Annotated in this window: 22 protein-coding genes and 1 other RNA gene; 15 read left to right on the plus strand and 8 right to left on the minus strand. The window is 61.1% G+C overall.

Features of this window, described 5'->3' with window-relative positions; translation table 11 throughout:
* On the minus strand, positions 1–496 hold a 496-nt coding region (locus tag OJB03_RS00005; RefSeq protein WP_263784259.1), incomplete at its 3' end, for an outer membrane beta-barrel protein.
* A gap of 752 nt (positions 497–1,248) precedes the next feature.
* On the opposite strand from OJB03_RS00005, the gene OJB03_RS00010 reads away from it, so the two are divergent.
* Entirely contained in the window at positions 1,249–2,286 is a 1,038-nt protein-coding gene (locus OJB03_RS00010; protein WP_263784260.1) for an NAD(P)/FAD-dependent oxidoreductase, read from the plus strand.
* A 27-nt stretch (positions 2,287–2,313) separates the two neighbouring features.
* Here OJB03_RS00010 and OJB03_RS00015 read toward each other — a convergent pair whose 3' ends face one another.
* Positions 2,314–2,742: a hypothetical protein gene (locus OJB03_RS00015; RefSeq protein WP_263784261.1), complete on the minus strand. Its 429-nt coding sequence runs from the start codon at positions 2,740–2,742 to the stop codon at positions 2,314–2,316.
* Positions 2,743–3,399: 657 nt separating this feature from the next.
* Here OJB03_RS00015 and OJB03_RS00020 point away from each other — a divergent pair.
* The 5 genes from OJB03_RS00020 to OJB03_RS00040 all read left to right on the plus strand — a co-directional run bounded on the left by OJB03_RS00020 (position 3,400) and on the right by OJB03_RS00040 (position 6,827).
* On the plus strand, positions 3,400–4,023 hold the full coding sequence (locus OJB03_RS00020) for a hypothetical protein (protein WP_263784262.1): 624 nt from the start codon (positions 3,400–3,402) through the stop codon (positions 4,021–4,023).
* A 26-nt stretch (positions 4,024–4,049) separates the two neighbouring features.
* Positions 4,050–4,538, plus strand: coding sequence for a hypothetical protein (locus OJB03_RS00025; protein ID WP_263784263.1), 489 nt, complete (start codon positions 4,050–4,052; stop codon positions 4,536–4,538).
* A 53-nt stretch (positions 4,539–4,591) separates the two neighbouring features.
* Positions 4,592–4,918, plus strand: coding sequence for a hypothetical protein (locus OJB03_RS00030; RefSeq protein WP_263784264.1), 327 nt, complete (start codon positions 4,592–4,594; stop codon positions 4,916–4,918).
* A gap of 434 nt (positions 4,919–5,352) precedes the next feature.
* Positions 5,353–6,321: a ring-cleaving dioxygenase gene (locus OJB03_RS00035; protein ID WP_263784265.1), complete on the plus strand. Its 969-nt coding sequence runs from the start codon at positions 5,353–5,355 to the stop codon at positions 6,319–6,321.
* A 239-nt stretch (positions 6,322–6,560) separates the two neighbouring features.
* Positions 6,561–6,827: a hypothetical protein gene (locus tag OJB03_RS00040; RefSeq protein WP_263784266.1), complete on the plus strand. Its 267-nt coding sequence runs from the start codon at positions 6,561–6,563 to the stop codon at positions 6,825–6,827.
* A gap of 86 nt (positions 6,828–6,913) precedes the next feature.
* Here OJB03_RS00040 and OJB03_RS00045 read toward each other — a convergent pair whose 3' ends face one another.
* Positions 6,914–7,294 carry a hypothetical protein gene (locus OJB03_RS00045; protein WP_263784267.1) on the minus strand — a complete coding sequence of 127 codons (381 nt, stop codon included), beginning with the start codon at positions 7,292–7,294 and terminating at the stop codon, positions 6,914–6,916.
* Positions 7,295–7,861: 567 nt separating this feature from the next.
* On the opposite strand from OJB03_RS00045, the gene dnaA reads away from it, so the two are divergent.
* A complete protein-coding gene (dnaA, locus tag OJB03_RS00050; RefSeq protein WP_263784268.1) occupies positions 7,862–9,448 on the plus strand; it encodes a chromosomal replication initiator protein DnaA in 1,587 nt (528 codons plus the stop codon).
* Positions 9,449–9,579: 131 nt separating this feature from the next.
* Positions 9,580–10,713 (plus strand): DNA polymerase III subunit beta, encoded by a 1,134-nt coding sequence (gene dnaN / locus OJB03_RS00055; RefSeq protein ID WP_263784269.1) that lies wholly within the window; start codon positions 9,580–9,582, stop codon positions 10,711–10,713.
* Positions 10,714–10,833: 120 nt separating this feature from the next.
* Here dnaN and OJB03_RS00060 read toward each other — a convergent pair whose 3' ends face one another.
* On the minus strand, positions 10,834–11,838 hold the full coding sequence (locus OJB03_RS00060; RefSeq protein ID WP_263784270.1) for a tetratricopeptide repeat protein: 1,005 nt from the start codon (positions 11,836–11,838) through the stop codon (positions 10,834–10,836).
* A 220-nt stretch (positions 11,839–12,058) separates the two neighbouring features.
* The gene (locus OJB03_RS00065; RefSeq protein WP_263784271.1) at positions 12,059–12,694 is read right to left on the minus strand and encodes an RNA polymerase sigma factor; all 636 of its coding nucleotides are present in this window, start codon (positions 12,692–12,694) and stop codon (positions 12,059–12,061) included.
* A gap of 317 nt (positions 12,695–13,011) precedes the next feature.
* Here OJB03_RS00065 and OJB03_RS00070 point away from each other — a divergent pair, with 317 nt between their 5' ends.
* The gene (locus OJB03_RS00070) at positions 13,012–13,923 is read left to right on the plus strand and encodes an SCO family protein (RefSeq protein ID WP_263784272.1); all 912 of its coding nucleotides are present in this window, start codon (positions 13,012–13,014) and stop codon (positions 13,921–13,923) included.
* A 45-nt stretch (positions 13,924–13,968) separates the two neighbouring features.
* On the opposite strand, the gene OJB03_RS00075 is transcribed toward OJB03_RS00070, so the two are convergent.
* Together OJB03_RS00075 and rpe are read right to left on the minus strand one after the other, a co-directional pair.
* Entirely contained in the window at positions 13,969–14,892 is a 924-nt protein-coding gene (locus OJB03_RS00075; protein ID WP_263784273.1) for an SDR family oxidoreductase, read from the minus strand.
* Between the two features lie 119 nt (positions 14,893–15,011).
* A complete protein-coding gene (gene rpe, locus OJB03_RS00080) occupies positions 15,012–15,686 on the minus strand; it encodes a ribulose-phosphate 3-epimerase (RefSeq protein ID WP_263784274.1) in 675 nt (224 codons plus the stop codon).
* Positions 15,687–15,986: 300 nt separating this feature from the next.
* On the opposite strand from rpe, the gene OJB03_RS00085 reads away from it, so the two are divergent.
* Positions 15,987–16,265 carry a metal-sensitive transcriptional regulator gene (locus OJB03_RS00085; protein WP_208425249.1) on the plus strand — a complete coding sequence of 93 codons (279 nt, stop codon included), beginning with the start codon at positions 15,987–15,989 and terminating at the stop codon, positions 16,263–16,265.
* Positions 16,266–16,316: 51 nt separating this feature from the next.
* Complete coding sequence (locus OJB03_RS00090) at positions 16,317–16,931, plus strand: hypothetical protein (RefSeq protein WP_263784275.1); 615 nt, start codon at positions 16,317–16,319, stop codon at positions 16,929–16,931.
* Positions 16,932–16,978: 47 nt separating this feature from the next.
* On the opposite strand, the gene OJB03_RS00095 is transcribed toward OJB03_RS00090, so the two are convergent.
* Positions 16,979–17,257 (minus strand): hypothetical protein, encoded by a 279-nt coding sequence (locus OJB03_RS00095; protein WP_263784276.1) that lies wholly within the window; start codon positions 17,255–17,257, stop codon positions 16,979–16,981.
* A 1,059-nt stretch (positions 17,258–18,316) separates the two neighbouring features.
* Between OJB03_RS00095 and ffs the strand changes: the two genes are divergently transcribed.
* The 4 genes from ffs to OJB03_RS00115 all read left to right on the plus strand — a co-directional run bounded on the left by ffs (position 18,317) and on the right by OJB03_RS00115 (position 20,424).
* Positions 18,317–18,416, plus strand: an RNA gene (gene ffs / locus OJB03_RS00100) — signal recognition particle sRNA small type.
* Between the two features lie 151 nt (positions 18,417–18,567).
* Entirely contained in the window at positions 18,568–18,903 is a 336-nt protein-coding gene (gene yajC / locus OJB03_RS00105) for a preprotein translocase subunit YajC (RefSeq protein WP_263784278.1), read from the plus strand.
* Between the two features lie 57 nt (positions 18,904–18,960).
* Entirely contained in the window at positions 18,961–20,208 is a 1,248-nt protein-coding gene (gene ribB / locus OJB03_RS00110; protein ID WP_263784280.1) for a 3,4-dihydroxy-2-butanone-4-phosphate synthase, read from the plus strand.
* A gap of 51 nt (positions 20,209–20,259) precedes the next feature.
* Positions 20,260–20,424 carry a hypothetical protein gene (locus OJB03_RS00115; protein ID WP_263784283.1) on the plus strand — a complete coding sequence of 55 codons (165 nt, stop codon included), beginning with the start codon at positions 20,260–20,262 and terminating at the stop codon, positions 20,422–20,424.
* Positions 20,425–20,595: the final 171 nt, after the last annotated feature.

The raw sequence follows: 20,595 nt of genomic DNA on the forward strand, positions 1-20,595 counted from the left end.
CCCCCAGGGACGGCCCCACCCCAATGCTCGTTGGGGGGCGGTCTCCGCCGAGTGTAGCATGTGCTCCGAGGTCCACGTACGGAGCAACGGCTCCGTCCCCAATCGTGTAGCGCCCCAGCACCCGCGGTGTGTAGCGGTACGAATCCGAAACGCCTTCAATCTCAGGGTACACCTCGACTGGATAGTTTCCCCCTTGCACCCCCACCCCGAGGGCCCACTGCGGAGAAAACTGGTACCCTACCTCCCCGACGAACACAAACGGCGGCCCGGCCTCCTTGGAGAACGCTCCTCCCCCAAACGGGTGCGACGGGCGCCACGACGACAGGTCGCCCGTGAAATCGGAGAGCCCCCCGCCAAGCCTGCCGTAGAACACCCCGTCCGCCGGTTGGGACTGAGCGTGCGCGGACGGCAGGAGGACGCCAAGCAATAGTCCCACGAGAAGCACCGTGGGCCCCGCCGACAGCACGATCGTGCGCACAGAACGAAGTGCAGCCATAGAGACGATCAAAAATCAACAGGCCGAAAGCAGTCGCTGCCGAAAGTCATCGACGATCCACGTTTTCATCTGTGTCCGACTCCGCACGGGTCGTTCCGAGTGGCTTGACGCTGGGACGTAAACAATTAGAGCAAAGATCTTGCCTCTTCGTTTAGCGGCCACCGTTGATCGGTCGTCGGCAGGGAATACTTTCGCCTAAACTTGCTCTCGCACCTTGTGCCTTCGATATGGCATGCAGATGGAGAGATCGGAAATTCAGACCACGAGAATGGCCGCGATGAGCATCGCAGAGACCGCGGCCAGCATGAAGTCATCGAAGTTGGACGCGTCGTGGAGACGGTTCTCGCGAGCGTGGGTCATGGTGGAAGGTAGGCGCTGGGTCTGAGCAGGTGAGCGAATGTGCGGGGGAGGCGCGCGGAATAATACCTCGCGGTTGGTCCTCGCCTCCTCGCGTGGGTCTGACCGGGCCACACGGCTGATGGATTCGGCCTCTCCGGTGAGCCGGTGGATTTGCGCGACGAGCGAAATGAACCAGACGATGAGTCACTGCCGCGGGCCAAGCTGCACGCAAAAAGGACGATCATTTCAGGCCCTTCACGCCTGATGGTTGACACCCCGGGGGAGAATTTTCTTAGCTTGAAGGATCGAATTTTGAATGGCAAGAATAGGCTCGCCTTATGCTCCACGGGGGCGAGCCTTTTCTGCGTCCATTCTTCGTCCTCCTCCCCACACAGAAGCGCGAATACACGCCTATGAGCCTCCAAGTGGGCATGGTCGGCGCCGGGGCCGGGGCCGCGGCGGCGACATACACCCTCTGCACCTCCCGCTCTGACGTTGACGTTACGGTCTTTGAAAAGTCGAGAGGGCTGTGTGGCCGCGCTGCTGCACGGCGCCGGGACAGAACGGTCTACGAGTACGGCGCGAATTACCTCAAGGACGCTGGGGGCCGGGTCAGTTCCCTGATTACCGATGCATTCGACACGGGGCTCGTGGAGGTGGACGGTCCCATCTGGACGTTTGACGCCGGCGGCACCGTTTCGGAGGGGCGCGACGGAGACGCGCGCCGGTGGACGTACGAGGACGGAATCACGCGCCTAGCCAAGCACCTCTTCGGCGCGACCGACGCAGAGATTGAGCGCCAAACTCGAGTCTCGGCTCTCCACCGCGACGACGGCTGGCGCCTTGCAACGGCGGATGGAAGCACACACGGGCCGTTCGACGCGCTTCTCCTGAATCCACCCGCGCCGCAGACGGCTGAGCTTCTGGAAGGGACCGGCATTGACGCCATAGATCGTCTGGGCGAGGCGGCCGCCACGGTGACGTACCGGACAGTCTGGACTGCCGTCCTCGGGTACGACTTTGAGATCGACGCCCCCTACTACGCACTGGTCAACGCCGACAAGGACCACGAGGTCGGCTGGATCGGACGTGAAGAGTGCAAACCCGGACACGTGCCGGATGACAAATCGGTTCTCGTCGTGCAGGCGAGCCCCGACTGGTCAACAGCGCGGTACAATGCCCCCCCGGAAGACAACGTTGCGGATCTCGCCCGGCACGCCGCGAACATCATCGACGACCAGCGCCTCACCGATCCCGACTGGACAGACCACCAGGGCTGGCGGTACGCACTTCCCGATGACGGCCTCCGAGATGGAGTGCATCAAGGGGCTGCCCGGGAAGACGTGTACGTGACGGGCGACTGGGTGGCAGGAGCGGCACGTCTCCACGCCGCGGTTCGAGATGGCCTGGAGACCGGCGAGCACATGGCGTCCTCTTTGGCGGATGGATGAGCCGACCCGGGACGGTCGCGTCGGGGGCTATGCTTCTACTTCTTCTCCATCGAGCACGTCGACCGGGCGCACGTCCCACAGAAGCATCGTCTCGATGTCGACGTAATCCTCCTCTACGGCCTCCTCTTCGTCGCCGTAGTCATCGACGAACTTGTAGTCCCCATAGGTGGAGCGCTGAAAGGGAGGAAGAAGGTGCCACTCCGTTCCCTCCCGATCGATGAAGTGATCCGGGAACGGGCTTTCGACCTCGTAGCTGGGGTGGTAGGAGTGGTATGTTTTGCGCGCCTCGTGGATGGCGGCGCGGCGGGCCCCCGCCTTCGTTCGGCTCTCTCCCTCGACGCTAAACGGAGAAATTTCGATCTTGGCCGTGATGAAGCCGTCGTCGTTCTCGTAGTAGGTCGGCCGCATCACTTCGAAATCACTCGGCTCGGGATATGCACTACTTTCGTCGGCCATAGGGGAGAGACAAGTCTAGATGAGGGGTACACGTGACAGCGGTCTCGTGGAGCCACCGCCGAATAGCATTCACATTACGACCGGCTCCCAAAGAGGATTCCATGGGAGTCGGGACAGTTACTGCTCTCGTCCAGAATTCGTACAGATCCGTCGGCGGTAGTCACTAAACATCGCTCTACCGCTATTAACAACGGCTGAGGGGCTCAGTCTCCTGACGACTTGTGGACGGGGATGTGGATAACTTTTTCCGATGGCTCCACATTGGCTGAGACGTACACAATAACAGATTTTGCCACCAGTTTTTGCCCCAAAAACCCCGTTTCATCGCCGACAGATGAGTTTCCGTTATTTATAGAACGGAAATCTACACGTGGATGAGTTGTGGACAACGGAGGTCCTCAGTCCCAAAGTCCGCCCCTGGTGAGCGTCAGGAATCATTTGGATGACTGTTATTTCTGTTGTTAGTGATCGGTCTCGTTCGTTTCTCCTTCAGTCGGCGAACGTGGCGTTCTTTTATGCAGGTAGAAACCTGTTGTCTTTTCGACGCTGGACGTTATACTTGGGCCGTTTCGGCTGTCTATGAGTTCCACTTTTGATGCCCGGTCCTAGTGCCGAAGAGTAGGGGTCCCGTCACTTCTAACCTACGCAGATCTTGCCATGTCTGCACCTCGGTCGATCCTCTTTCTGGTGGTACTCTTTCTGTCTGCCACGCTCAGTCACGCCCAAACCACCGCCTCCGATTCCACGACGCTTTCGCCCGAGTCGGTCCGTGCCCTTCAGACGACACTCAGTAACCTCCAGGAGTCACTTGATGCTCAGACTCAATCCGCATCGGGGACGTCGTCTTCTGCGCGCAGCGGAATGGACCGCACCCAGGTCATCAACGTGCTCTTTCTGGTGCTCGCTCTCTCCCTCGTGTTCGAGTCGGCCATGTCCGTGCTCTTCGACTGGCGCCTCTTTATCCGCTACTTCGAGGGCCGTGGCGTCAAGACTCCGCTCATCATCGCGGTCGCCTTTCTGGTGTTTCTGAACTACGACCTTGACATCGTCGCCGAGCTTCTAAGGGGCTTTCCGGAAATTCAGGCGCAGAACATCGGGGGCCCGACCCTGCCGGGACAGCTCCTCACAGCCCTTCTCATCGCAGGGGGAAGCGGAGGGGTCTTCCGAATTTTCGCCCGTCTCGGCATTCGAAGTCCCGAGGAGCGGAATCGGAAGGCCCGTAAAGAACGAGCCTCGATGACGGAAGGCCCGGAAGAGTCACCCTCCGGCGCAGACTCGTAGCACATCGTCTCATCCCTTCGACACCCATGCCGCGTCCTGCGTTGTTTTCGCGTCGCCGTCTCCTGGTACTCGTCCCTCTCGCGGGGAGGACCGCTCTCTTGGGACTTCTGCTGCTGGCCGTCACGGCCTGCAGACCCACCATCTCCGAATTTAATGCTCGAGCGTACGAGCACGCCACCTCACTAAAGGTGGAAGCACTGGCCCTCATGGACAGGGCGACTGCGCCCTACACGGAGCATGCCGACGCCGTTCAGCACTTGAAAACCGAGTTGGAGAAAGCCCACGAATTCGCGAAGGGACGCCCCAACAACGAGATCTCAGCCCGCCAGTGGCGCATTCTCATCGATCCAGAACGGGACCTTTTAGGGGGATTCCTAGCCGACTGGAGGGAGCGCTCTTCGTTCTCCGTGACGTTCGTTGAGGAAAAGAAGACACAGGTCACCCAAGCCTTCGATACGATCATCGAGCTGGAAAGCGGAAAGAAAACGCCCGAGGAGGTTCCCGACGGCCCGTAAACCCGCATCGCACATCCTTCCCGCCTCCCTTCATCGATCCAGCCCCCGGACTGATGCCCGACATTGACGCATTTCTCGACGCCCTCCGAGACGAGATCACCGACCTGGCCGGGACGCATCTACAGGAGATGCAGGAGGCAGCCCTCAAGGACGGCGAAGCGTTCCTGAACCAGACGCAGGACAACCTGAAACGATGGGGGCGCTTGCTAGAGCAGGGGGAGCTCTCTCAGGATGAGTTCGAGTCGCTCGTTCGGGGCCAGAAGGACCTGGCCGAGATGGAGGCACTCAAACAAGCGGGGCTTGCCGCCGTCCGGGCCGAGCAGTTTCGGGACGCGCTGATCGATCGAATTATTGGCACCGCCGGCCGGATTCTCCTGTAGGCACCACTGGTCTCTTTTACCGGAGACGCCCTTGCGTGAATCGTTCGACGCCGGTGTGCCGACACGAATCTCTTCCAGACCGTGAGGCAACCAGCCCCCCAATGTAGGAGCGACCGGACGAGAACGGCACTGCTTAGCAGGGTTACGGAGCGGAGTGCTTTGGAAAGCGCCTCTAGGAGAAGCCCATCCCGAGCGGGACTGAAAGAGTTGCCTTCCGGTCCAGTGCCTGAGGTCTGGTTCAGCCCCCCGGATGCTTACATTTAGGAGGTCCATTTCTGTGGCGGTTTTGTTTTTCTCAAAGTTGCCCGCTCGAACAATTTTCAGTACCAGGGTTTGTAGACTGTGTCCACGGGGGTCGAACGTCCGTCGAAGAGGTCACGTCGTTGCGTCTTCCGCCCCGTCCCCTCGCCTTTTTGAAAAAAGCGCTTCCATCCATGAGCGACCCAGTTTCCGGTATTCACCACGTCACCGCCTACGCGCACGACCCACAGGAAAACCTTGACTTCTACACGGGCGTCTTGGGGCTTCGCCTCGTTAAGCAGACGGTCCTTTTCAACAACCCTTCAGAGGCATTCAAGGGACCGACGATGTACCACTTCTATTACGCTGATGAGACGGGCACGCCCGGCACCGTTCTTACCTTCAAACCACATCACAGCATCCAGAAGGGGCAGGTGGGACGAGGACAGGCCACCGCCACGGCCTTCACCATTCCGGAGGGAGCAGTGGATTACTGGGTGGATCGGCTAGAGGCGGCCGACGAGGCCACCCTGTATCCGGTGACGGAGCGCTTCGGGCGGACCGTGATCCAGTTTCAGGACCACGACGACCAGCCCCTGGAGCTCATTACAGGGACGTCCGATATTGAGCCGTGGGCCGACGGGCCCGTGCCCACCGAGCATGCAGTGCGCGGGTTCCACGGGGTCACCATTCACCCCCACAATGGCCAACTGACCGCGGACGTCCTTGAGTTGATGGGGTACGAACAGGTGGACCACGAGCCGACTCCCCAGAACGGCGACTGGACTCGATTCCAGGTGCCCGGTCCTGAACACGCCGAGTTCATTGACCTCTACAACGAGCCCAACATGCACGAGGGACGATGGGGATACGGCACGGTCCACCATGTCGCGTTTCGGGTGTCGGACGACGAGCACCAGCGGGCCATTCGCGAGCGGCTCCGCGATGCCGGCCACGACGTCACTACGATGAAGGACCGCAATTACTTTCACTCGCTCTACTTCCGCGATCCCAACGGGGTCAACTTCGAAATCGCAACGGACCCGCCCGGCTTTCTCCACGACGAGTCCGCGGACGAGCTCGGTACCACGCTGATGCTTCCCCCATTCTTGCAGGACCGGCGGGACGAGGTGGAGGCTCAGCTCGCCGATATTTCGGTATAGCGACACCCTGCCCCAACGGATTGGTCTTCGTGGCGGCGTCCATGGCCTCGAGTAGCATTGGGGCCGTGGGCGCTTTTGTTTTGGATGATTTGTTTCCAGGCAGTGAGCCAAGGGCCTTCCCTTCCCCAAACATCGTGGCGCGTCCCTAATTCAAGCGGGGCATGCACTCGCTTTTTCACGGAAGCGGTCCAGAACGACAAGACGTCGCTCACTTTCCTACCCAATCTCTTTGCCCCATCATGGAAGACATGGAAGGCCCCACGCCCGAATTTATTGCGGCCACCTCGATTGCACAACTCACACCGCTTCTCTTCGACGCGGCCGAGGACGTCGACAAGCTCGGCGAACAGGCGGAGCACGTGGCCGTGGCGGAAGAGACCGTGCGTGCGTTTTTGAAGCGCAAGAACCCCGATCTCGACCGGTCAGTGGCGACGGTGACCCGCGTGGAGGACGGCGTGGAGATTGAGTACGAGGGGCGCACCGTCACCATCACGTACGACGAGTAACCTGGGGCGCGGCCACCGCCACAACGGCGGAGCAGCGTGGAACGTGGCTGCCCCGCCGAGACGGCAGAACAGATCGAACCGCCGCCCTATCCTTCTCGCGTCTCGACCGTCCCAATGGTGTATCCCTCAATCTCGCTCGTGCGGAACCGGAAGACTGAGCCCCCGAGGTTGATGGCCTCGGCGCCGGTCATGACTTCCTGAACGGACACGTGCACGAACGTACCGTCGTCGGACGCGCCCACCTCGTCGAGCATGGCGGAGATCGAGTCGCCCATGGCCTGTACGGCCTCGTCGTCCTCGGCCTGCTCCTGGGCCATCTCTACCATCCGAGTCGTGTCCGCCTCAAAGGTGTCTCGCGCCACGATGTGCCCGGTGACCATGTTTCCACTGACCACCAGCGTGACCGGACAAGCGGCCTGTTCTTCCGTTGCCTTTTTGCTGAGTGCTTCGATGCCTGGATCGCTCATCAAACCGTCGAGTTTACTTGAAAGCGCATGCGAACCCGGCGCCACGCGCCGGACAGTGTAGATCGCAATATACGGGCGGTCCGGGGACGAGAACAACTCTGTTCGGACAATCTCGTGTTGAATATTTCCCCTCGGCGGGGCGGTCTGACGGGGAGAGATTGCGCCGCATCGATTCTTGACGTTGCCGGGGGCGATGATTATCGTTCGTACTCCCGAATTTACTCAAGGCCGTCCAACGGTCCACGGTGGCGATGTCACTACGTTGCCGTGCACGCTTCCAGCGGGGCACGCGCCGGCCCGAAGTAGGCCCGTTCCAGTGGGGGCAAAAGGAAATGTCACTGGCTCAGGCGGCGCGACGAAGGACGACACCCGACCGTCGCTTCCGGGGACCTAATTTCCTGTCGGAGCACCGGACAGTTCGTCTCGAATCTCCACTCCGTGGCGTCCTTCGAACTCGTTCTGTTCGGTTCCGCACACGCCCCACAGGGCCCAACAAACCCTCTTCTCGTCTTTGTCTCCGATCACCCTGGCGAGCCTCCCCGCTCGCGAGACTGACCTTGGCCTGGAATGGATCAGTCCGCCGACCGCGCCTGGAATGAGTGTCTCGACATCATCCGGGACAACGTGAGCCGCCAGAGCTTCACGACCTGGTTTGAACCGCTGGAGGCCCAGTCGCTGGAGGACGAAGACGACCTGCGCAAGCTGACGATCCAACTTCCGAGCCGGTTCTACTACGAGTGGATTGAGGAGCACTACTTCTCGCTACTTCGAAAAACGGTCACGCGGGTGCTCGGCCCCGACGGCCGCCTGTTCTACGACATCGTCATCGAGCAGGACGACCCGGACGATCCCCAGCAGGGCGCCTCCATGCAGTTGCCAGCCCGCCCAGCCGGCCCGGATTCGGCCCCGTCGCAGAACGCGTCGGACGAGCCCGAAGCGCCGTCCGGTTCGTCGGAGGCTTCCGCGCCGCCCCCGGAGTCTTCCCCGTCTTCTTCGTCCTCTCCGTCCGAGGATGAGCCTCCCCCTAGTGACGCGCGGTCAGGGGCTCAGGACGAGGATGAGAAGAGCGCTCCTCCGGTCCAGAACCCGTTTGCCATCCCCGGCCTCAAGAACGCCGAGGTCGACAGCCAGCTCAACGACAGCTACACCTTTGACCGCTTCATCAAGGGGAAGTGCAACCGCCTCGCCCGCAGTGCCGCCCGCTCCATCGCTACCGACCCGGGCGAGACCAGCTTTAACCCGTTTCTCGTGTATGGGGGCGTGGGACTCGGCAAGACCCACCTCATTCAGGCCATCGGGAATCACGTCGCGGCCCGCAGCGCCTCCAAGACCGTCTTCTACGTTTCCAGTGAGCGGTTCACCACCGACTTCGTCCAGTCGATCCAGGAAAACCAGATCGGTGAGTTTTCGACGTTTTACCGTCAGGTCGACGTGCTCATCGTGGACGACGTGCAGTTTTTCGGGGGCAAGGAAAAGACGCAGGAAGAGTTCTTCCACATCTTCAATGCCCTCCGGCAGGCGGGCAACCAGATTGTGCTGTCGGCAGACCGTCCGCCGCGCGAAATCGACGGCCTCGAGGAACGATTGCTATCCCGCTTTCAGTGGGGCCTTTCCGCCGACCTAAAGCCACCGGGCCTGGACACTCGCATCTCCATTCTTCGTCGCAAGGCCGAGGACGATGGGATCGACCTCGACGATGACGTCGTCGAGTTTATCGCCCGAAGCATCGAAAGCAACATCCGTGAGCTTGAAGGCGCGCTGATCCGCCTCCTTGCCCACGCCACCCTCCACCAGCTCGACATTACCCTCGACCTCGCCGAAGAGGTGCTCCACGACCTCTTTCAGGAACGGGCGGCCACCCTTACGGTCGACGACATTCAACGTATTGTTTGCGAACACCTCGGCATTTCACAGGGGAAGATGCGGGGCAGGACTCGCAAGCGAGATGTCGTCCGCGCCCGCCAGATCGCAATGTACTTCACCAAGAAGCACACGCAGCACTCGCTGAAAGACATCGGCCTCCACTTCGGCGGGCGGGATCATTCGACCGTCATTCACGCCAACAACGCGGTGGAGGACCGGATGGCGGACGACGAGTCGTTCCGGGATACAGTGAGCACAATCGGGCAGAAGCTCGAACGCCACGGCCGCTAAGCGGCGTCGAGGCCCGCTCAGGGCTGAATCTTTCGTCGCCCCCTCCCGTACGGGTTGTAGGTGCATTTATGCATTTGTTTATTTCGATATAGAATCCCTCAACACTTCCTTTTCGCAACGCGCTGACACCCATGAAATTTACCGCCTCCAGCGCCGACCTTCTCGAAGCGCTCAACACTGTCAAGGGCGCCGTTCCGTCGAAGAGCACGATGCCCATTCTAGAGTGCATCCTCTTCGAGCGGGACGGAGACACGTTGCGTCTGAGCGCCACCGACCTCGAAATCTCGATCATCCAGACCGTGCCGGTGCAGTTCGAGAAGAACGGCACGCCGGAGAGCACCCCCATTGCGGTGCCCGCCCAGCGACTGATCGACACCCTCCGGGCGCTGCCGGACATGCCCATTGAGTTCGCGGCGGACAGCGACTTCGAGATTCGGATGGACACCGATCAGGGCCACTACAAGATGGTGGGCCACGATGGATCGGACTATCCGGAGCTACCGGAGCTGGAGGAACAGCACGAGATCAACGTGGAGGGGGGGCTCCTGGGCCGCTCCATCGACAGGACGGCCTTCGCCGTGAGCCAGGATGCCCTGCGTCCCGCCATGATGGGCGTGTACTTTCAGGTCAGCGAGGACGAAACCTCGGTGGTGGCGACCGACGGGCACCGGCTTGTCAAGCTCACCCTGCCGGAGCTCCGAGCCGACACGTCTGCGGACTTCATTGTACCGGAGAAGGCCACCAAGCTGGCCGGACGCATCGTGGAGGACGACGAGATCTGTACCGTCCGGGTAGACGGCAGTCATGTGAGCTTCGAATTCAGCGACTCTCGCGTGCTGGCCCGCCTGATCGACGAGACGTACCCCAACTACCAGTCCGTCATTCCGGACGGGAACGACCGCAATCTGGTCGTCAATCGCGAGGACATGCTCAACGCCGTCAAGCGCGTGGGGCTTTACTCTTCCAGCATGACGAACCAGATTCGGCTGGACATCACGGCCGACACCGTCACAATCTCGGCGGAGGACGTGGAGCGCTCCAGCGAGGCGGAGGAGACCATCCACTGCGACTACGACAACGAGCCGATGGAGATCGGATTCAACTCGGAGTACCTCACGGAGGTGCTCAGCAACGTCGAGTGCGACGAGGTGGTCTTCGAACTTAGCTCTCCAAATCGGGCCGGCATTGTATTGCCCCGCGAGGGTGCCGACGACGAGGACATTCTCATGCTCATCATGCCGGTGATGCTCAACACCTACGCCTAATCTCGCCCGAGGCGAGATTTCATCGCGATTCGTGTTCGCACTGGGGACCAGCCCAGCATGCTGACCCCCAGTGCGGTTTGGTGGACGGAAAGGCGGGAGGCGCTACGACTTGTTGGGGGCCTACGACCTGTCTCCGCTGTATTCCTGCTGAAGAGCTTTCAGGATCTCGTACGCTTTCTGGGTCTGTCGGCCTTCTCGCTGCACAACAGTCTTGAAGTGCGTCCGTGCAGCGTCAACGTTTCCTTGCGCGAGGGCGATCTTTCCGAGATAAAAGTGTGCCTCAAGCGCGAGGAACGAGTTGGGCTCCGCCTCCTCAAGGACCTGCCCAAGGCGTTTCCGGGCCTGATCGAGCCGGTCGGTGTTGTATCGGGGAAACAGCCCCAGTGTGGAAATGCGTGCGTTCTCTAGAATCGAGAGCGCCTCCAGGTACTGCTCGTCGGCCCCCGATGAGGCCTCCGGCGCCGCACCGCGCATCCTCGCATTGGCGTAGTTGTCGACGACTTGATCGCTGACCTCCATGGCGGCGAGCCGGTCGAGGGTCGACTGCGTAGAAACGCTAATTCCGTACAGCCCCCCGTACACCCCCACGAGAACCATGGCGACGGCCACGGCCCGTGGCACAAGCCGTGGAAGCCCCCCCAACACACCCCGCCAGGAGGAGGCAGCAGTCGATGACGATGCCGGCTCCGAACTGACAGTGTCGCGCGCCTGCGCGTCCGCTCCTTCCTCAATCTCCAGTTCGTGCTCCGTGAGCGCCTCGAAGTGCGACACCGGATCGACGGCCGCCTCCGCTTCCTTCAGGCGACGCTCCGCGGCTTCCACTTCTTGCTGGAGCGCCTCATCGTCCGCAATGCGCGCCTCAAGCCGGGCGAAGGCCTCCCGCAACCGGGCCGACCGTTCTCCGTCGTGATCCAGGTGGCGCACCATCACGTAGGTGGCAAGGAGGGCATCGGAGGGAGGGCGTGTGCCCACGCTTGACGAGAGGCCCTCGACCGAACGGACGTCTTCAAGCAGGGGGGCCCACTCCGGATTTCGCTCCACATACGCTTCGATGTCCTGCCGTTTCTCTCGAGAAAGGTGGGGGTACGAAAGGATCTGCTCCTCGACGTCATTCATGAGCGACACACTACACGACTACATGCGAAAAGAAGTCCACCGATGCTCCCAGAAGGCCCTCGGATTCTCGTGGAAACGAAAGAATAATTGGTTCCGATGAGCTGCCGCCCAGCACGGGCTAAGTCTTTCTTCCAGGAGATCGAGTAAAGAATATAGACCTATAGGGATTCAGGGAGACACTTCGAATTTACACACATAACCAGCTAAACTGAAATTTGACATTCTTTCCCTACAAATCGGCCTGATTTACGTACTCACGGAGACGATCGTCGGTACGAAGCTTCTTCATCGCTTTGTGCTTGTACGTTCGAACCGTCGCGACGGGCTTTCCGACGGCTTCACTGATTTCTTCAAACTCCCGGTTTTCCAAAAAGTAGAGGCGGGCTGGTTCTTGCAAATAGTTCGGAAGCCGCTCAATTGCCTCTGTAAGCGCCTCATGCACGAAACCGACCTCTGCGACGGCATTTGTTTTTTCGGACGTGAGGGTGAACCGGTTCTCTCCTTCGATTGACTCGGAGAACTGGGTACGCCGGGTGTAATTGAGAAATGTGTTTTTGCACACCACGCTCACCCAGTTGGCGTATCGGGCCGCATTCCGCACCCCATCACGGTTCTTCTGGACCTTGCGGTAGGCTCTTGTGATCAACTCATCGGCGTCAGCCGGATTGTTAAAGGTGCCCCGGGTCGACTTCGACAGAAAGTACCGGCAGACGTAGCAGTACGTCCAGAGGTCCGCATGGCGTTTGGCCTCCGGGTCTTCCTCATCCTTCCACCGCCGAAAGGATTCGTTCGCGGCATCGGTGTCGTCTACCGAAAACGGCAGCCGGTCGATCACGGTCCGGAGTTCGGAGGCAGGAACGGACATGAGAAGGCCCCGTGCGCGAAAGAGATTGAAGCGATTTGATACTAGACATTTTTGTAACTCCCGTAACGTACACGATTATAAGGCCTGAGGCCAGGGACGTCAATAGCGCTTCTTTGTCACCCAGGCGGCCTCACAGAAGCAAGATTCTACGAGGGGGAGGACCTCATCCTCCGCCTGGCGGGCCGCCCGCATGACACAGCCGGCTTGAGGACTTGAGTGTGGGGGCGAGGGATCCTTGCCAACGAGGCCCGCCGCAAACTTTTGGTGCCGTTCCGGGTTCGAGTACACCGAAATTCCCAAAACCTCTTCTCGTCCCCATGTCCGATATATGTTCTGCGAAGGCAGGCGGATGGTCTCGCCATCTCTTTCGCCTCGGACTGACAACGGCCCTCGCGCTGTTCTGGGTCGGGGCTTTTGCCTCGACGGCCGACGGCCAGCGGGCCAACCGTACCCCGGAGCAACTTGAGAACGTGGGGGTGGACCAGAAGCTCGGCGCGACGATCCCGAAGGGCCTCTCGTTCCAGAATGAGCAGGGGGAGCCGGTCCGCCTCGCTCAATACTTCGACGGGTCAACACCGATAATACTGACGCTCAACTACCACCGGTGTCCCCAGTTGTGCCGCATTCAGCTGCAGAAGTTCACCAAGTCACTGAGCGGCATGTCGTGGACGGCCGGCGACAAGTTTGAGGTGCTTACCGTCGACATCAGTCCTCATGAAGGCCCCAAGATGGCCCGGAAGGCCCAGGAGCGTTACGCCGCCTCCCTGGACCGCCCCGAGGAGACGATCGACGGCTGGCACTTCCTGACCGGCAACCAGGCAGGAATCAAGACGCTTACCGACTCGGTGGGCTTCCGGTACCAGCCCCTTCCGGAGAAAGAGAAGCAATTTGCTCATCCCGCCACGATCATTTTCTTGAGTGGTGACGGTACCATCACCCGCTACTTTACCACCCTCGACCCGGCCCCCGGCGACTTGCGAACGGCCCTCGTGGAGGCCTCCGACGGCACGATCGGCAACATCGTCGACAATGCCTTTCTGGCCTGTGCGCGATTCAATCCGGACTCGAATTCGTACTCCGCGAGTGCGTTTAAATTAATGCAATACGGCAGTGCCCTCATGGCGATCGTGATGGGGGCCGCGCTGTTCGTGTTCTGGCGCCGCGAAAACGAACAGCTTGAGACGGCGCACGAGGAAGGGCTCGACGCAATGATTGGCGAACAGACATGATGGGCTCCGGCTCGACGAGAAAACACGACGCCTGCGGGACCCAGACTATTCTGGTTGCCCGTTCTCGTCCACCTCGGCGAGCCCCGTCATTTCCCGGCTGATTCCCCAGAGCCGTGCCTCGGCCTTTTCGTCGTAGGCCTCGGGCGACGGGTTCACGACCTCGGTTTCCTTGAAGTATTGGCCTGTCACCCCTTCCACCTCGGGCGACGCCGCAAGGTAAACGACGCTGCGTGCGCCCTCTTCCGGACGCTTGTACAGCCAGGAGAAGAGACGGGCAATCCGGGAAATCCAGCCGGGACCGCGCCAGATGTTGGTGTTGACGATCCCGGGATGCACCGCATTCGCGACCACCCCCGCGTCCTGCAAGCGACGGGACAACTCGTGGGTGAAGAGGATGTTGGCGAGTTTCGACTGGGCGTAGGCCTGCAGCGGATTGTAGCCATCCTCCGCGTTGAGGTCGTCGAAGTCCATGCTGGCGCCCCGGTGGGCCTCGGAGCTGATGGTAACGATGCGGGCCTCCCCGGCCCGTCCCGCCGTCTCGCGGAGGCGGGGCAGGACAAGGTGGGTGAGCAAAAACGAGGCGAGGTGATTGACGGCGAAGGTAGCCTCCACACCATCAACCGTCTCCTCTCGCGAGTCGAGGAAGACCCCCGCATTGTTCACGAGGACATCGAGCCGGTTGTAGTCAGCCCGGAGCGTCTCGCCGAGGTGATAGACTTCCTCCTGCACACTGAGGTCCGCAATGCGGAGGTCGATTGTATCGTCCCGACTGGGATGGGCCGTTCGGGCCTCCGCCCGGATTTCGGCCTGGGCCTCCCGCCCGCGCCCTTCGTCTCGGCACACCATCACCACTCGTGCCCCAAGGCGGGCGAGCTCGGCGGCTGTAGCCTTGCCGATGCCCGAGTTGGCCCCGGTCACCACGCACACCGTGTCGCTCATGTTTTTGAGGTCGGAACGCGGATTCTCCATGGCCCCTGCTGCGCTCAGTGAGTAGATTCGCCGCCGGCAGTCGCAGGGTCAGTGCGGCCGCGCGGATCGGCGAATTGGGTGCTACGTAGACTTGTGTTTCCTGGCTCTCGGAGGACTCGTCACACCTTGAGGGTGAGCGCGTTCCGCAGGGCCTCGACATTTTGCGTTACGGACTGCTCCCCGCCGAACACGGCGCTTCCAGACACCAGCACGTCGGCTCCGGCCCGCACGAGCTCCATTGCGTTGTTCGGGGTCACCCCGCCATCCACCTCCAGGTATGCACTGGAGCCGAGCGCATTGAGCTGGCGACGCACCCGCTGGATCTTTGCCGTCGATTCCGGGATAAAGTTCTGGCCGCTGAAGCCCGGGTTCACCGACATGACGAGCACGAGGTCGACGAAGGGCAAAATGCCCTCAAGATGACCGAGGGGCGTGGCCGGGTTGAGTGCGACCCCGACCTTGCATCCCGCAGCACGGATCTTCTGAGCAACCCGGTGCAGGTGGGGACAGGCCTCCACGTGCACGGTAATCATGTCCGCGCCGGCATCGGCGAACGTGTCGACGTACTGCTGCGGCTCCTCAATCATGAGATGCACGTCAAGCTGTGCGTCGTGCTCGTCGGCCACAGGCCGGAGGGTCCGCACCACGTCGGGGCCGATGGTGATATTGGGGACGAAGTGTCCATCCATTACGTCGACGTGGAGCCAGTCGGGACCGGCCCCGAGGACCTCATCGGCACAGGCGGCGAATCGCCCTGCGTCGGACGCAATAATTGAGGGAGCGAGTGTCGGCATTGTGGGAGAGGCAGGCATGGAGAAAAAGGACGATCAGCAGCGAAAGACAGACGGCAACATTTAGAATAAAAGGCGCACTCGATTGAACAAAAAAGAAGAACCGCAATCTTTCGGTGAAAGGCCCGATGGAGCTCTCCTTGTTGACCCCTCCAGTCTCTCCGTCACAGATCTTTTCCGGCCAATGCGTCGGAGAAACATCCTTTTCTATGGGGAAGTAGGGGGGTTGTCCTCTCTCCCGAGACTCTTTCCTGCACGTACGAGGCCGCAAGCCTCAGCTCACTCATTCATCTTTTCCCTCCCATGCCGGTTCGCGACGCCGACCGTGACGACATCACCGATCGCCTCAGCCGTATCGAGGGCCAGATTCGGGGCCTAAAGCGGATGGTCGAGGACGACCGCTACTGTGGCGATATTCTTGACCAGATCCACTCGGTGCAGCAGGCGCTCAAGTCTGTGGGGCGTGCCATCACCCGAAACCACCTGGAGACGTGCGTGACCGACGCAATCCGGTCGGGCGACGAGCAGGCCGCTCAGGAAAGCTACGACGAGATCATCGGGCTGCTCGAGAAGGAGTTGTAGCCTGAAATCGTCCCCGAGAGCCCTCGTGCGCCCACCTGCGAAACTCGGATTATGGAGGAGCTTCTTGCCAGCCGCACATCCCCGGACGACGAGCCCCCCTCCGATGGAGAACGGCGACCGGCCCATATCAAGTTCAAGCTCAGCAAGGACGCCATGGAGGCGAAGGAGGCGTTGGCCGTCCACTGGGACGTTCCGGAGCAGGAGGGCGCCGCGGTGGCGACTCAACTCACCGTGTCTTTTCTGAAGGACGAAGACGAGGATACCCGACACCGGTTCGTCGAGAAGGCCCGCAACCAGCCTCGCCCGCTCACACGGACGACCCACGTGGTAAGTCGTGACACGAAGTCGCTCTTGGAAACGACGGCGGGCAATCTCGACCTGACTCGGAATCAGTGCTTCGACGCGTGCCTTCGCCTCGCCTACACCATCGTTCAGTTTCTTCGCGAGGACCAACTCGAACGCCATGAAGCACACGTCTCTGCGCTGCGGCACCTCCTTGACCGGGCCAAAGTGATTGAGGCGGATCTTCAGGAGGAGGCGACCGACATTGATCCGCTGAAACCAGCCATCACCGCCGTTCGGCGTCAAATCGAGGCGATCGTGGAGGACGTCGAGGACGAACTGTCGCGCGGCCAACCGCTCGGCCGCACCCACGAATTTACGTAGTTGGAGACCACAGGCGTGCTCTCGTTTGTCTCTGGGCTCTCAGGGCATCACGTCTCTCGGCTCAATTTCTCTCTCCCCGTTCCCTCGAGGAGGGGAGTTAGCCGCGGATACACGACACTCTCCCCGACTCGGCGTCGAGAAAACGCATCCGTTCGCGTGACAATGAAGAAGAGCAGTCGCCGCTCGGCGTCGGTGCGCGTCACCGCCTCGTCTCCCTCGACCACGTCGCGAATCCGTCGGTTGATCGTGGCTGCACGCTCTCGCAGCGTCTGGAGGGTCTTCTGGTTGGCCTGGGGCGTCCATGTACCGTCTACATGGTCGGCCACCGGCGATTCCCGGCCAGCGTCGGCCCGCCTGAACACGGGCTTCAAGAAGATTCGCGGGTCAGGGTGGTGCCGAATGCGCCTCAAAAGTCGATGAGGCCTCGCTCCCTCCCCCCGAAGGAGAAGCGCGCCGGCTCGACGAGCGCGAAGCCCAGATAGGTTTCGGATGCCGACGGAGGCTGTGCTGCTCTCCGAACGACCCGTGACCCAGAGAAACGATGGTGCTGGACGGACGGGAAACGCAGTTGTCCGGGTCGATTTCTTGCCCGCACCCATCTAGCCGGCCGTCTCGTGACGAACTCGCCTCTCGTAGAATGCATGACGGAACGCCAGCGCAAGGTCTTCGGAGGCGTCCGTTTTCTCACCGGGCTGGTGCGTTTCATCTCGCATTTCCTCACCGGATACCGGTTTCCCCTCAGTTTCTTTCTCTGCCTCCGGCGAAACGAGGGATGGCCCTGTCGCCACTGAATCCGAAGCCCTCAGACTCTGCGGTTGTTCATCGTCGGGGCCGTTCCAGAGTTCTCCACCTGCCCCCCAAACCGCAGCGAGCGTTTCCTCAATCCACCTCCCAGTCGTTTCCGCATCCCCATTTTGGACGGGCGCCGGCTTCTCTTCGTCGCTGAGGCCCAACGATGGCCCATCATTTTGCGTCGCTCTCCGTGATGGTTCGGGGCGAGGCTCTTGCCCGTCTCCGATTCCGTTTGCTTTCCGGAAGGCAGCAACGACGAGTTGCGGCGGCGGGGGCGTTCCGGACATGGGTCCCGGTTTGTTGTCGAGGGATGCGTCGGTCATGGCCTCGGCTTCAGTGAAATCGCACCTGGCAGCTCAAACAGTCGCTTCGCAGAACCGCGTCCTTCTTCGAAGGTTCGGGCACGCTCTTCGGGTTTCGGTCCTCCCTACAGAATGGCGCAGAGCAGACTCCTCCCCATCGGAGATTTGAGACACGCCTGCCTGCGGGCTTGACGACATTTTCAGCGGGAGGCCTTCGTTCTGGGGAACTGTTCGCCAGCCACACTGTCTCACTTGATCCAACATTTCGCGGGGATTCCCCGCACCGACAAAGGGCAAGTCCCGCACGGCCAGCTCCCTCTGAACCCCGTCAGGGCCGGAAGGCAGCAGCGGTAGGAGGTCGCAGCGGCGCGCTGCGGGTCGCTTGCCCTTTTTCTTTTGCCGTGGACTTTCACAGCCACATCCCGGTTCGTGCGAACCGGTTGTTTCCCGTCCCGTTCACTGGGTGAAGTGTGTCGTCCCTGCTCCCTGTCGTGGGGATGCTGCACTCTCTTCCCGAATTCTGATCTTCGAACACACCCACCATGCTTTCTCCTCTTCTCTCGTCTCTTGATCCGATTCTTCTCGTCGGACAGTCCGGCAGTGGCAGCGGCGGCATTGTCGGCCTCCTGTTCCCGCTGGTTCTCATCATCGGCGTCTTCTACTTTTTCATCTACCGTCCTCAGCAGAAACGAGAAGAAGAACACCAGGAGATGGTCGACGGACTGGAGCAGGGCGACAAAATCGTGACCGTGGGCGGCGTCCACGGCACCATTCAGAAGATCGACGAAGATAGCGTTCTGGCTCAGGTCAACAGCAAGGGCACGCGGCTTCGCTTCGACAAGGACTCCATCGCGAGCCTCGCCAACGACGAGGAGTAGGCCTTCCCCCTTTTCGTATCCTTTCGGGACCGAACCAAACGGGTCCGTTCTGCCACCATGAGTTCTTCCCCCCACAACTCGTCCCCGTCCTCGGAAAAGCCCTTCGACACCATCGAAGACGCTCTCGCCACCATCCGAGACGGCGGGCTCGCAATTGTGGTGGACGACGAGGATCGCGAAAACGAAGGCGATTTTATCGGGGCGGCCGAGGCCATGACGCCCGATCTCGTCAACTTCATGACGAAGGAAGGGCGCGGGCTCCTCTGCACGGCCATCCCCCCTGAACGGACCGACGAGCTGGACCTCGACCTGATGGTCGACACCAACTCGTCGCTCTACAGCACTCCCTTTACCGTTTCGGTCGACTACCGCCAGGGGACGAGTACTGGAATCTCAGCAGCGGACCGCGCAAAGACGATTCGTGCCCTGGCGGACCCGGACGCCTCTCCGTACGACTTTGCCCGTCCCGGGCACGTTTTTCCGCTCCGTGCTCGTACAGGAGGGGTCCTGCGGCGCGCGGGACACACCGAGGCGGCCGTGGACCTTGCCCGCCTCGCCGGTCTAGAGCCGGCCGGGGCCCTCGTCGAGATTATGAACGAGGATGGGAGCATGGCCCGCGTTCCCCAACTCCGCGAGCGTGCTCAGGCCCTGGACATGCCGCTCATCACCATCCAGGACCTGATTGCCTACCGCATGCAGAACGAGCGGCTCGTTGAGCGGGCGGCGGAGGTGGACCTGGACACTGCGTTTGGCACCTTTCGGGTCGTCGCCTACGAAGAGACCCTCACCGGCGACGTGCACCTCGCTCTGCTCAAGGGCGACTGGGCCAAGGACGAGCCTGTCCTGGTTCGCGTCCACTCTCAGAACGTATTGGGCGACGTGCTCGCCGCACGGCGCGAATCGTACAGCGAACAACTGGCCGAAGCCCTTCTCCAGGTGGAGCACGAAGGCACGGGCGCCATTCTGTATATGATGCAGAGCAACCACGGCCAGGGCCTTCTCTCGAAGCTCAAAGACCTGGAGCGCCATCAGAATCAGGACGACGGGGCTCCCGCGGACGTGTCGCTCGAGATGGACCACCGCGACTACGGCATCGGGTGCCAAATTCTTCGGGACCTCGGCATTCGCAAGCTTCGGCTCCTCACCAACAATCCCCGAAAGCGAATTGGACTAGCCGGGTATGGGCTCGAACTCGTCGAGCAGACGCCGATCGAGTTGCCCACGGAGGCCCGGGACCACCTGTCGACCGTCGCGGCCGACCGGCTCACCCCCCTTCTCATGGAGCTCATCGACGCCGGCGCCTAGCCCCAAAGCCCACACTTTTCATTCGTGCCCGTGGCTTAGTCCCTCTTCCGCATGTCCAGTACTCAGATCTTCCAGATCATCTACGCGCTCGTTGCCATCTTTGGCGCGTCGCTCACGGTAATCCGCCTGCAGGCCGGAGACTGGATAGCTGCACTGTGGCCCGCTCTTATCGCCGGCTTCTGCGTCTACCGCCTCTTTACGGTTACGGAGGAGTAGCCTCTGCCAGCACGTTCTTGCCGGCAACTCTTCCGGGAAAAGGCCCCCTCTCCCCCTCCGTGTGTCCACAGAGCCCCCTTTATCCACAAGATTGTGGATAACTCGTGGATAAGTAGGGGATAACGTCTGGATAATCTGTGTACAAGAATGGGACGCCCACCGGCCGTGTAT

It is taken from the genome of Salinibacter grassmerensis (genome assembly GCF_947077765.1).
In the GTDB taxonomy this organism is placed as follows: Bacteria; Bacteroidota; Rhodothermia; order Rhodothermales; family Salinibacteraceae; genus Salinibacter; species Salinibacter grassmerensis.